This window comes from Winogradskya humida, assembly GCF_016862215.1.
Lineage (GTDB): Bacteria > Actinomycetota > Actinomycetes > Mycobacteriales > Micromonosporaceae > Actinoplanes > Actinoplanes humidus.
On the sequence record NZ_BOMN01000136.1, the window covers coordinates 36,126 to 49,783 of the forward strand.

2 protein-coding genes are annotated in these 13,658 nt (G+C 72.7%); both read right to left on the minus strand.

The window, feature by feature from the left end; translation table 11 throughout:
- Window positions 1-15: 15 nt before the first annotated feature.
- Window positions 16-12,465 carry a type I polyketide synthase gene (locus Ahu01nite_RS45785; RefSeq protein ID WP_203843047.1) on the minus strand — a complete coding sequence of 4,150 codons (12,450 nt, stop codon included), beginning with the start codon at window positions 12,463-12,465 and terminating at the stop codon, window positions 16-18.
- An 83-nt stretch (window positions 12,466-12,548) separates the two neighbouring features.
- The gene (locus Ahu01nite_RS45790; protein ID WP_203843048.1) at window positions 12,549-13,652 is read right to left on the minus strand and encodes an HAD-IIIC family phosphatase; all 1,104 of its coding nucleotides are present in this window, start codon (window positions 13,650-13,652) and stop codon (window positions 12,549-12,551) included.
- Between the last annotated feature and the right edge of the window lie 6 nt (window positions 13,653-13,658).

Sequence of the window (13,658 nt, forward strand, 5' to 3'; positions counted from 1 at the left end):
GACGCCATCCCCTGTTCAGATTCCCAGCTCTTTGTCGATCAGGTCGAAGATCTCGTCGTCGGTCGCCGCCTCGATGTCCTCGTCGGAGGGCGCGTCGTCCGCGGAATCCGTCCGGAACTCCTCCACGATCGACTCGAGGCGCGTGATGATCTGCATTTTCCTGCCCCGGCGCCGGGCCAGCACGGACAGCAGCGACTCGAGCCGGTCGAGCTCGCGCAGGACGGGCCGGTAGTCGACCTCCTGCTCGGCGATCTTCTCGTCGAGGTATTCGGCGAGGTCGGCGGGCGTGGGGTAGTCGAATACCAGGGCCGCGGGCAGCCGCAGCCCCACCGCGTCGCTGATCCGGTTGCGCAGTTCCAGGGCGGTCAGCGAGTCGAAGCCGAGCTGCCGGAAGTAGCGGCCGGGGTCGACCGCGGCCGGTCCCGGCAGGCCGAGCACGAGCGCGGCCTGGGTCAGGATCAGCGTCCGGACCTCCTTGCGCCGTTCGAGCTCCGGCAGTGCGGCAAGCCGGTTCGCGGTTTCCTTGCCGTCCTGCGCCGCGGGCCGGCCGGCGGCGCGCCGACCCGGCCGGACGAGACCCGACATCAGGGCGGTGCCGGTCACGCCCGGGCGGCGCAGGGCGCGCAGGTCGATCCGGGCCGCCACCAGCAGGGACTCCGGCCGGCGTGCGGCGATGTCCAACAGGGCGAGTCCGTCGGCCGCGGGCAGGGGGCGCAGGCCCTGCCGGTCCAGGCGTTGCCGCTCGGTGTCGCTGAGACCGCCGGCCATGCCGTTCTGCCAGGGACCCCAGGCCACGGACACACCGGCAAGACCCAGGCCGCGACGGTACGCGACCAGCGCGTCCAGGAACGTGTTGGCGGCCGCATAGCTCGCCTGCCCGGCGTTACCGGTGACACCCGCGATCGACGAGAACATGGTGAACGTGTCGAGTGCGAGATGCCGCGTGAGCCGGTGCAGATGCCAGGCCGCGTCGACCTTCGGCCGCAGCACCCGCCGTACGCGTTCCTCCGTCACCGAGGCGAGCACCCCGTCGTCGAGGACACCGGCGGCGTGCACCACCCCGGTCAGCGGAACCCCGGCAAGCACGGCGGCGAGTTCGCCGGGCTCGGCCACGTCGCAGGCGCGCAGGTGGACGGAGGTGCCGCTGCGTGCCACATCGGCGGCCAGCACCGCAGCACCCGGAGCGTCGGCGCCACGCCTCGACAGCAACCATTGCCGCGTGGTCTGCCCGGTGACCGCCAGATGCCGCGCCACGAGGGCACCCAGCGCACCGGAGGCTCCCGTCACCACAACGGTCCCGGCCCGCGGCACCGGCGGGATCGTGAGCACCACCTTGCCGACCTGCCGGGCCTGGCCCAGGAACCGGAACGCGTCCACCGCCCGGCGTACGTCCCAGCACGCGACCGGCAACGGGCCCGGGTTCAATTCCAGCACCCGGGTGAACGTCGCCGCGATCGCCTCCGGGTCCTGCCGCAGCAGATCGGTGGCCCGGTAGGTGATGCCGTACCGCTGCTGGATCTCACCGGCGTCGCGGACGTCTGTCTTGCCGATCTCGATGAACCGGCCACCGGCGCGGGTCAGCCGCAGCGAGGCGTCCAGGATCTCGCCGGTGAGCGAGTTCAGGACGACGTCGAAGCCGGGAGCGAACTGCCCGGCGAACTCCGTGGTCCGCGAGGACGCCAGATTCGCCGCTGCCACGCCCAGCTCCCGCAGTGCCGGCCACTTCGACGGGGACGCGGTCGCGTAGACCTCGGCACCCAGCCTGCGGGCCAGTTGCACCGCGGCCAGGCCGACGCCGCCCGCCGCGGCATGGATCAGCACCCGCTCTCCGGGCTGCAGATCGGCGAGCTCCACCAGCGCGTGGTACGCGGTCAGGAACGCCACCGGCGCCGCGGCTGCCTCAGCCGTCGTCCATCCCTGCGGCACGGGCCGGACCAGTCGCGCATCGGCGACCGCGACCGGGCCGAACGCTCCCTGGAACAGGCCCAGCACGGTGTCGCCGACGGCCGGGGTCGTGACGCCCGGCCCGGTCTCCAGGACGGTTCCGGCGCCTTCGAGCCCGAGCGGGCCCGCGTCACCGGGATACTGCCCCAGCACGCTGAGCACATCCCGGAAGTTCACCCCGGCCGCGCGGACGGCGATCCGGACCTCACCGGCGGCCAGGGGCCTTGCGGCGTCCTCGGCGTTCGCCATGGTGAGGCCCTCCACCGTCCCGGTGCCCGAGGACTCGAGACGCCACTGCTGTCCCTCCGGTGTGGACAGGACGTGCTGCGCGGGGCGGGCGAGCCGGGGAATCCGTACCTGTCCGTGCCGGATCGCGAACTCCGGCTCCTGCAGTGCCGCAGCGGCCAGCACGAGCACGCCGGCACCGGCCGGTGAGTCCACGTCCGCGAGCACCACGCGCTCCGGGTGCTCGCTCGCCGCCGTACGCACCAGCCCGGTCACGCCCGCGCCGGCGAGCCACACGTCCGTGCCGGGTTCGGCGTCCACCGCGCGCTGGGTGACGACCACGAGCCGGGAGCCGCTCAGCACATCCGCGGCCAGCCATTCCCGGACGACGTCGAGGACGCGTCCCACGGCCAGCCGGGCGGTCTGTGCCACGTCGCCGGCGTCGGTGCCGGGTACGCATACCGCCAGCACGTCGGGGACCTGTGCGCCGGCCCGCACCGCGGCGAGCAGCCCGGCCACGGTGTCGTACCGGGCCGCACCGGGCACCGCGAGATCGAGGTCGTCGCCGAGCACCGCCCAACGACGGCCGGCCTCGGCCGGTTCGGCTGCCACCTCGGCGGGGATCCACTCCACGCCGAACAGCGCCTCGCGGTCCGGGCCGGTGGACCGGTCGAGCGAGCCGGCCGGGATCGGGGCCAGCGCCACAGAGGCGACCGTCGCGATCAGCCCGCCGGCCGTGTCGGTGAGGACGACGGAGACGCCGTCGCCATCGGCCGCCGGGGTGATCCGGGCCCGCGCGGTGGTCGCGCCGGTGGCGTGCACGGCGACACCGGTCCACCGCAGCGGGAACGCATCTGTTTCCGTGACGTGCAGTGCCGCCTCGAGCAGGGCCGGGTGGATGCCGAACCCGGCGACGTCCGTGCGCTCCGGCAGAGCCAGCTCGGCGAAGACCTCGTCGCCGCGGCGCCAGGCCGGCTGAGCCTGGTCGATCGCCTCGGCGCCCGCCGGTGGCCAGTGCGTGTCGCCGGCGTCCAGGCTGTCCCCGGGGCCGGACGGCGCGAGCGTTCCCGTGGCCTGAGACGTCCATGGAGCTTCGGGCGTACGGGTGAAGACGGTGACCTCACGCCGGCCTGCCGGATCGGCCTCGCCGACGCTGACCTGGAGCTGGATCGCTCCCCGGGCGGGCAGGACGACGGGGGTCTCGATGACGAGATCCTCGAGGTACGGGCACCCGGTCTCGTCCCCGGCACGCAGCACCATGTCGACGAGCGCGGCCCCGGGCAGGACCGTATGCCCGCTGATCACGTGGTCGCCGAGCCAGGGCTGACCGGCCAGGGACAGCCGGCCGGTGAGGGCGACTGTCCCGGTGCCGGGCAGTTCCACGGTCGCGCCCAGCAGCGGGTGGTGGGTGGCGGTCTGGCCGAGCCCGGTGGCGTCGGTGAGCGTGGAGCCGGCCGGGAGCCAGTAGTGCTGCCGCTGGAAGGCATAGGTGGGCAGGGCGACGCGACGCGTGCCACCGGCGCCGAGCGGCTGCGCCCAGTCCACGGTCCGGCCCCGGACGTGCAGCCTGGCGGCGGTCGTCAGCAGCGTGGTGACCTCGTCGCGGCCACGGCGGGCGGCCGCGAGCCAGGTCTCGGCCGGATCGGTGCGGGTCTGCGGGCCCATGGCGGACAGGATCCCGTCGGGGCCGATCTCGACGAACGTGTGCACGCCGTGCTCCCGCATGGCGACGGCCGCGTCGGCGAAGCGGACGGCGTCGCGGACGTGCCCGACCCAGTAGGCGGGGTCGGTGACCTCGCTGGTGACCACGCGCCCGGTCAGGGCGGAGACCATGGTCAGGCGGGGTTCGCGATAGCTGACGGCGGCGACCACCGCGGCGAAGCGGTCCAGCATCGGGTCCATCAGCGGCGAGTGGAACGCGTGCGACACCCGCAGCCGCCGGGTGCGCGCACCGGTCGCCGCCAGCTCCGCGGCGACGGCTTCCACATCGTCCTCGGCCCCGGAGACCACCACGGCGTCGGGTGCGTTGACCGCGGCGATCGCGGCGAGCGGATGACCGGCGAGCGCGGCGGTGACCTGGTCCTCCCCCGCTTGGACGGCGACCATGGCGCCGCCCGCGGGGAGCTCCTGCATGAGCCGGCCCCGGGCGGCGACGACCGCGCAGGCGTCCTCCAGGGACCAGACCCCTGCCACGTGGGCGGCGGCCAGTTCTCCGATGGAGTGCCCGGCGACGACCTGCGGGGTGATCCCCCACGACGTCAGCAGCCGGTACATCGCGACCTCGACCGCGAACAGGGCGGACTGGGCCCACACCGTCTCATCGATCTGCCCGCCGCCGATCCATTCCGGACGACCTTCACCGCGTACCACCGCGGCGACCGAACCGTCCAGATGCTCGTCCAGCCCGGCGCAGACCGCGTCGAACGCCTCGGCGAACACCGGGTACGCGTCGTAAAGTTGCTGTCCCATGCCGAGGCGCTGGGCGCCCTGACCGGTGAACACGAAGCCGACCTTGCCCGCCGGCGCGGCGCTGGTGACGACACCGGCTGCCTCGCGGCCCTCGGCGAGCGCCGCCAGCCCGGCGAGCAGTTCGTCCCGGTCGGCGCCGAGGACCACGGCCCGGTGTTCCAGCGCGGCCCGGGTGGTGGCCAGGGACCGGCCGATCTCCGCCGGTGTCGCGCCGGGCAGGTCCGCCACGAACTGCGCCAGACGCCCGGCCTGGGCGGTCAGCGCTTCGGGTGAGCGCCCGGACACCACCCACGGGACGATCCGCGGCTCGGTGTCAGGGATCTCGTCGGCCGGTTCCGGGGGTGCCTGCTCGATGATGACGTGCGCGTTGGTGCCCGAGAAACCGAACGAAGAAATGCCGGCCCGGCGAGGACGGTCACTGTCGGGCCAGGGCGTGGTTTCGGTGACCAGACGTACGTTTCCCGCGTCCCAGTCGATGTGACTCGACGGTGCGTCCACGTGCAGCGTCGCCGGGATGACACCGTGCCGCATCGCGGCAACCATCTTGATGATGCCCGCAACACCCGCAGCAGCTTGGGTGTGCCCGATGTTCGACTTCACCGACCCCAAAAGCACCGGCTCATCCTCCGGCCGAGCCTGACCATAGGTCGCCAGCAACGCCTGCGCCTCGATCGGATCGCCGAGCCGTGTGCCGGTCCCATGTCCTTCGACCACATCCACACCGTCCGCGCCGATGCCCGCACTGGCCAACGCCGACCGGATCACCCGCTGCTGCGCCGGACCGTTCGGAGCCGTCAAACCGTTCGACGCCCCGTCCTGATTCATCGCAGTGCCCGCAACCACCGCGAGGATGGTGTGTCCGTTGCGGCGGGCATCGGAGAGGCGCTCGACCACGAGTACGCCGACGCCCTCACCCCAGCCCGTACCGTCAGCAGCGTCCGCGTACGCCTTACAACGACCGTCAGCGGCGAGACCACGCTGACGGGAGAAGTCCACAAAGGTGCCCGGCGTCGACATCACCGTCACACCACCGGCGAGCGCCAGATCCGACTCACCACTACGCAGCGACTGGCAGGCGAGATGCAGCGCGACCAGGGACGACGAGCACGCCGTGTCGACGGTGATCGCGGGACCTTCGAGACCGAGTGCATAGGCGACGCGGCCCGATGCCACACCGCCTGAGCCACCCGTACCGAGATAGCCTTCGGCGTCCTGGGGCGCTCCGCCGTACTGAAGATAGTCGTGGTAGATCAGACCGGCGAAGACGCCGGTGGACGAGCCGCGCAGCGTCATCGGGTCGATGCCGGCGTCTTCCAGGGCCTGCCAGGACGTCTCCAGCAAAAGCCGCTGCTGCGGGTCCATGGCCAGGGCCTCACGCGGACTGATCCCGAAGAACTCCGCGTCGAAGTCCCCGGCGCCGTAGAGGAACGCGCCCTGATCCGTATAGCTCTTGCCCTGCACGTCCGGGTCCGGGTCGAACACGTCGGCGGGCCAGCCGCGGTCGGCCGGGAAGGCACCCACCGCGTCGTCGCCGGACACGAGCAGCCGCCAGAAATCCTCCGGCGACGCCACGCCACCGGGGAAGGCACAGCCCATGCCCACGATCACGAATCGTTCGTCGTCGGCCGGGACGATGCCGGTGAGCGGCTCCGCGGGGGTGGCGGCGGTGCTGCCGACAACTTCGCCGGTCACGAACGCGGCGAGCGCCGCCGGGGTCGGGTAGTCGAAGACCGTGGTGGCCGGCAGGCGCAGGCCCGTGGCGTCGTTCAGCCGGTTGCGCAGCTCGACCGCGGTCAGCGAGTCGAAGCCGACGTCGCGGAACGACCGGCCGGCGTCGATGGTGCCGGGGCCGGACATGCCGAGCACCAGCGCCGCCTGATCGACGACCAGTTCCCGGACCGCGTCCTGTTGCTCCGCGGGGCTGAGGCCCGCCAGCCGTGCGGCCAGGGCCTGGCTGCCGCCGCTGGACCGGCCGGCCAGCCGCCGGGCGGAACCGTCACCGCGCCCGGCGTGCACGAGAGCCGACAGCAGGGGCGGGACGTGCGGCGCGCGGCGCAGGGCGGGCAGGTCGAGGTGGGCGGCTACGAGGAAGGAGTCGGCGGCGTCGGTGGCGGCGTCGAGCAGCGCCAGGCCCGCGGGCGTACCGATGGCTCGAAGGCCCTGGCGTGACATCCGCCCGCGGTCGGCGTCGGTGAGCTCGCCCGCCATGCCGCTCTCCCACGGCCCCCAGGCGATGGAGACGGCCGGCAGGCCCTGCCGGCGGCGGTGTACGGCGAGCGCGTCCAGGAACGTGTTCGCGGCGGCATAGTTCGCCTGACCCGCGTTGCCCGTCACGCCCGCTATCGACGAGAAGAGCGTGAAGAAGTCGAGGTCGAGTCCGCGGGTGAGCTCGTGCAGGTGCCAGGCGGCGTCGACCTTGGGCCGCATCACCCGGTCGAGCCGCTGCGCGTCCTGCGAGCCGATCACCCCGTCGTCCAGGACACCCGCGGCGTGCACCACGCCGGTCAGCGTGATCCCGTCGAGGATCGCGGCGAGCTGCCCGCGGTCGGACGCGTCACCGGCCAGCACCCGCGTCGTGACGCCCGAGGCGGCGAGGTCCGCGGCCAGAGCGGCGATCCCCTGGGCCCGGGGGCCGCGCCGGGAGAGCAGCAGTTCCTGACGTGCCTGACCGGTCGCGGCCAGGTGGCGGGCCACCGAAGCGCCCAGCGCGCCGGTCGCACCGGTGATCAGCACCGTGCCGGCCCGCTCGCGCCGGGCGGCGGCCGGAGCGGGAGCGGTGAGCACGACCTTGCCGATGTGCCGTGCCTGGCTCAGGAAGCGGAACGCCTCCGCCGCGCGGCGCACGTCCCAGCACGCCACCGGCAACGGCTTGAGCACTCCGCGGGCGAACAACGGCGACAGTGACGACAGCATCGCCGCGAGCGCGTCGGGTTCCTGCAGCAGCAGATCAAAAGCCTGGTAGGCGATCCCGTGCCGGTCCTGGACCGCACCGGCGTCGCGGATGTCGGTCTTGCCCATCTCGATGAACCGGCCGCCGGGGCGGGTCAGCCGCAGCGACGCGTCGACGAACTCGCCCGCCAGGGAGTCCAGGACGACGTCGACACCCCGCCCGCCGGTAGCGCCGCGGAAGAGCGCCTCGAACTCGGTGGTGCGCGACGACGCGAGCCGGTCCGCCCGGACGCCCAGCTCCCGCACGGTGTCCCACTTCGCCGCCGAGGCGGTGGCGAACACGTCGGCGCCCCGATGCGCGGCGAGCTGGACCGCTGCCATGCCCACACCGCCGGCCGCGGCGTGGATCAGCACCGACTCGCCCTCGGTCAGGGCGGCCAGTTCGACCAGGGCGTACCAGGCGGTCAGGTAGACCACGGGTGCCGCAGCTGCCTGTGCCATGGACCATCCGGGTGGCACCGGTGCCAGCAGCCGCGCGTCGGTGACCGCCTCGTCGGTGAACGCGGCGGTGAACAGGCCCATCACGGCGTCGCCGGGCTGCACGCCGGTGACCTGCGAGCCGACTTCGAGCACCACACCGGCGCCTTCGAGACCGAGCCGTCCCGCGTCGCCCGGATACATGCCCAGCACGTTGAGGACGTCGCGGAAGTTCACGCCGGCCGCCCGCAACGCGACCCGCACCTCACCGGCGGCGAGCGGCTGCGTGCGGTCCGCCTCGGGCGCGGTGAGGGTGAGGTGTTCGAGGGTGCCCCGGTCGCGGAAGCTCAGTTGCCAGGCGCCGTCCGGGGGAACGGTCAGCCCGGCGGTCGCCCGCGCCAGGCGGGGGATCCGCACCTGGCCCGACCGCACCGCGAATTTCGGCTCCCCGAGCGCGGCACCGGCCCGCAGCGTGTCCTCGAGGCCCTCGGCGGCCGGATCGTCGATGTCGGCGAGCAGGACGCGGCCGGTCTCCGAGTGTGCCGAGCCGACCAGGCCCCACACCGAGGCGGCGGCGACGTCGAGCGGGACGTCGGGTCCGGTGTCGACCGCACCCTGGGTCACCACGAGCAGCCGGGCGTCGGCGGGTGGGTCCTTGGCCAGCCATTCCTGGACGGCGGTCAGGACGCTCGCCGCGATGTCCCGGGCCGCACCGGCAACGAACGGGCCGGTCGCCGGTGGGACGCGCAGGATTTCGACGTCAGCCGCTGCGCCGTTGCCGGCGGCCGGGATCCAGTCGAGGCGGTACAGGTCCTCGGGTGCCGCGACGGCGGCCAGGCCGTCGGCGGAGACCGCCCGCAGCACCAGGGATCCGGCGGTGGCGATCGGGTCGCCGGCCGCGTCGGCGAGCAGGAGGCTGACACCGTCACCGGACGCCGACGGGGCGATCCGCACCCGGGCGGTGACCGCACCGGCGGCGTGCACCGTCGCATCGGTCCAGGCGAACGGCAGCATCAGCCCGTCACTCTTGATCGCCAGCCCGGCGACCTGCATCGCGGCGTCCAGCAGGGCCGGGTGCAGTCCGTAACCGGCGACCACCATGCCCTCGGGCAGGGCGACCTCGGCGAACAATTCCTCGCCACGCCGCCAGACCTCCCGGACCCCCTGGAACGCGGGGCCGTAGGTGAGGCCTGACCGGGCGAGGTCCGGATAGAAGCCGGTGAGGTCGACCGGGTCGGCGCCGGCGGGGGGCCACACGGGGAACGCCACATCCGGCTGAGCCGCATCCGGCCGGCCGGTCACTGCCGCCGGGGCGAGCACACCGGTCGCGTGCCGGGTCCAGTCGCCGTCGGCCGCGTCGTCGCCGGCGTAGACACCGAACGGGCGGCGACCGGCGTCGTCCGGGGCCTCGACGACGACCTGGACGCGGGTGCCCGCACCGGGTGCCAGGATCAGCGGGGTCTCGATGAGGAGCTCGGCGATGCCAGGGCAGCCGGTCTGGTCGCCGGCGCGGACGGCCATGTCGAGCAGTGCGGCGGCCGGCAGAACGACGTGCCCGGCGACGGTGTGGTCGGCCAGCCACGGGTGTCCGGCGAGGCTCAGCCGGCCGGTCAGCAGGTGGACGCCCGTCGTCGGCAGGTCGATGGTGGCGCTCAGCAGCGGGTGGTAGGTCGGGAACTGCCCGAGACCGGTCGCGTCGAGCAGCCCCGCGCTGTACGGCAGCCAGTACCGCTCGCGCTGGAACGCGTAACCCGGCAGGCCGACCCGCCGGAACGGTCCCGCGCTGCCCGCTTCGTGAATACGCGCCCAGTCGACGGCATGGCCCTGGCCGTGCATCCGGGCGAGGGCGGTCAGCAGCGTACGGACCTCGTCCCGGCCGCGCCGCTGGGCGGCGAACCAGTGCTCGGGGTGGCCGGTGGTGGCGGTCTGCGGGCCCAGGCCGGACAGCACCCCGTCCGGTCCGATCTCGAGGAACGTGTGGATGCCGGTCTCGCGCAGGGCCTGCACGGCATCGGCGAAGCGGACCGCGTCGCGGACGTGCCCGACCCAGTAGGCGGGATCGGTGACCTCGGCGGTGACGGGTTGCCCGGTGCGGGCGGAGACCATGCTGAGCTGCGGTTCCCGGTAGCTGACGGCGGCGACCACGCGGGCGAACTCGTCGAGCATCGGGTCCATCAGCGGCGAATGGAACGCGTGCGAGACCTGCAGCCGCCGGGTGCGCGCACCGGTCGCGGCGAGCTCCCGGGCGACGGCTTCGACGTCGTCCTCGGCGCCGGAGACGACCACGGCGCGGGGTCCGTTGACGGCGGCGATGGCGGCTCGGGGCCGCCCGGCCAGCGCGGCGGTGACAGCATCCTCGCCGGCCTCGACGGCGACCATGGCACCGCCGGTGGGGAGTTGCTGCATGAGCCGGCCCCGGGCGGCGACGACCGCGCAGGCGTCCCCGAGGGACCAGACCCCGGCCACGTGGGCGGCGGCCAGTTCCCCGATGGAGTGCCCGGCGACCGCGGCCGGGGTGAGGTTCCACGATTCGAGCAGGCGGTACAGCGCGACCTCGACCGCGAACAGGGCGGACTGGGCCCACACCGTCTCGCCGATCTGCCCGCCGCCGATCCATTCCGGACGACCTTCACCGCGTACCACCGCGGCAACCGAACCGTCCAGATGCTCGTCCAGCCCGGCGCAGACCGCGTCGAACGCCTCAGCGAACACCGGGTACGCGTCGTAAAGTTGCTGTCCCATGCCGAGGCGCTGGGCGCCCTGACCGGTGAACACGAAGCCGACCTTGCCGGGCTTGCCGGCGATCCCGGTGACGACCGAGGGTGTCTCGCGGGCATCAGCGAGCGCGTCGAGCCCGGCGAGGAGTTCAGCCTGGTCGGCGCCCACGATCGTGGCTCGGTGGTCCAGCGCCGCGCGGGTGGTGGCCAGCGACCAGCCGATGTCCGCGGTACCGGTGTCCGGGTGGTTCCGGATGAAGTCGGCCAGCTGTCGCGCCTGCCCGGTCAGTCCCTCCGCCGAGCGGCCCGACACCGTCCAGGGCACGATCCGCGGCTCGGTGCCGGAAGCCTCGACGGGTGTTTCCGGGGGTGCCTGCTCGATGATGACGTGCGCGTTGGTCCCCGAGAAACCGAACGACGAGATCCCGGCCCGGCGGGGGTGATCGCTGTCCGGCCAGGGCGTGGTTTCGGTGACCAGACGTACGTTTCCGGCGTCCCAGTCGATGTGACTCGACGGCGCGTCCACATGCAACGTCGCCGGAACAACACCGTGCCGCATCGCCGCGACCATCTTGATGATGCCCGCAACACCCGCAGCCGCCTGGGTGTGCCCGATGTTCGACTTCACCGACCCCAAAAGCACCGGCTCGTCCTCCGGCCGAGCCTGACCATAGGTCGCCAGCAACGCCTGCGCCTCGATCGGGTCACCGAGCCGTGTGCCGGTGCCGTGTCCTTCGACCACGTCGACGCCGTCCGCACCGATCCCCGCACTGGCCAACGCCGACCGGATCACCCGCTGCTGCGCTGGACCGTTCGGCGCCGTCAAACCGTTCGACGCGCCGTCCTGGTTCATCGCGGTGCCGGCGACCACGGCGAGGATGGTATGGCCGTTACGGCGGGCGTCGGAGAGACGCTCGACCACGAGTACGCCGACGCCCTCACCCCAGCCCGTACCGTCAGCAGCGTCCGCGTACGCCTTACAACGACCGTCAGCGGCGAGACCACGCTGACGGGAGAAGTCCACAAAGGTGCCCGGCGTCGACATCACCGTCACACCACCGGCGAGCGCCAGATCCGACTCACCACTACGCAGCGACTGGCAGGCGAGATGCAGCGCCACCAGGGACGACGAGCACGCCGTGTCGATCGTGACCGCGGGACCCTCGAGGCCCAGCGCGTACGCGACGCGACCCGATGCCACACCGCCGGAGCCACCCGTACCCATGTAGCCCTCGGCGTCGGGTGACGTGGTGCCGTACTGAAGATAGTCGTGGTAGATCAGGCCGGCGAAGACACCGGTGGCCGAACCCCGCAGCTTTTCCGGGTCGATCCCCGCGTCCTCCAGGGCCTGCCAGGACGTCTCCAGCAAAAGCCGCTGCTGCGGGTCCATGGCCAGGGCCTCACGCGGGCTGATCCCGAAGAACTCCGCGTCGAAATCCCCCGCGCCGTAGAGAAATCCGCCCTGATCGGTGTAGCTCTTGCCGGACAGCTCGGGGTCCGGGTCGAACACGTCGGCGGGCCAGCCCCGATCCGTCGGGAAAGGGCCCACCGCGTCGTCGCCGGACACGAGCAACCGCCAGAAGTCCTCCGGCGACGCCACGCCACCGGGGAAGGCGCAGCCCATGCCGACGATCGCCATCGGCTCCTGCCGCTGGTCCTCCAGCTCACGCAGGCGTTCACGGGTCTGGTGCAGATCGGTGGTGACCCGCTTCAGATAGTCACGAAGTTTGTCTTCGTTCGCCATCCGGGAACGCCTTCCTGGTCACGCGCTGCCACCCGGACGACCACGGGGGCTTCCGGGCGGCAGCGCACATCGAGCGGAGGTGCTCAGGCCACGCCGTTGACGCGCAGGGCCAGATCGGCGGCCAGTTCGGGCGAACTGACCTGCATGGTGGTGGCGCCGTCACGCCGCTCCGGCACCAGGTGCAGGCGCTGGACGCGGTCGTCGGCCAGCGGGTCGAGCCCGCCGACGCAGTCGCAGGGGTCGCCGGTGAACCCGGCGAACCGGTAGGCGATGTCCATCATCCGGTTGCGGTCGGTCGGCTTGAAATCCGCGACCAGGTGCGCGCCGGCCTGCGCGGCCTGGTCGATCAGCCAGTTCAGCAGCACCGAACCGGCGCCGAACGTCACCACCCGGCACGAGGTGGCGAGCAGCTTGAGGTTCCACACGTCGCGGTGGCAACCCAGCAGCAGCACGCCGACCGCCCCGTGCGGGCCGAACTTGTCGGTGAGCGTGACGGTGAGGACCTCGTGCCCGGGGTCGGCCAGGAGCTCACGCAGCGTCGCGTCGGAGTAGTGCACCCCGGTCGCGTTCATCTGGCTGGTCCGCAGCGTCAGTTCCTCGACCCGGGACAGGTCGTCCTCGTCGGCCCGTTTGATCGCCATGACGAGGTCCAGGCTGCGCAGGAAATCCTCGTCGGCGCCCTTGAAGTTGTCCTTCTCGGCGTCGCGGCGGAAACCGGCCTGGTACATCTCGCGGCGCCGCCGGGCGTCGACGGTCACGACCTCCGGGCTGAACTCGGGCAGGCCGGTCAGCGAGGTCGCCTGATCGAACGCGTAGCAGCGCACCTCGGGCAGGTGGTAGTTCACCTCGGCGCGCTCGGTGGGCAGGTCGTCGATGAACGCGATCGTGCTCAGCGCGAAGTTGAGCCGCTCGGCGATCGTCGTGACCGCGTCGGATTTCGGGCCCCAGCTGATCTGCGGGTGCACGAAGTACTCGGCCAGGCCCAGCTTCTCCAGGTGCCCCCAGGCCAGGTCGAAATCGTTCTTGCTGGCGACCGACTGCAGGACACCGCGGGCATCGAGCTCGATGACCGCCTCCCGGATCCCGGGCAGCAGCTCGACCGAGGGGTCCTCGGACAGCGTGCCGTTCCAGACCGTGTTGTCGAGGTCCCACACCAGGCATTTGACGATGGTCGGTTTATCCGCCACAGGGTT

Bases quoted from the DNA above. Each gene is read 5' to 3' on its own strand.
- Ahu01nite_RS45785 (WP_203843047.1), bottom strand. From the start codon at position 12,465: ATGGCGAACGAAGACAAACTTCGTGACTATCTGAAGCGGGTCACCACC.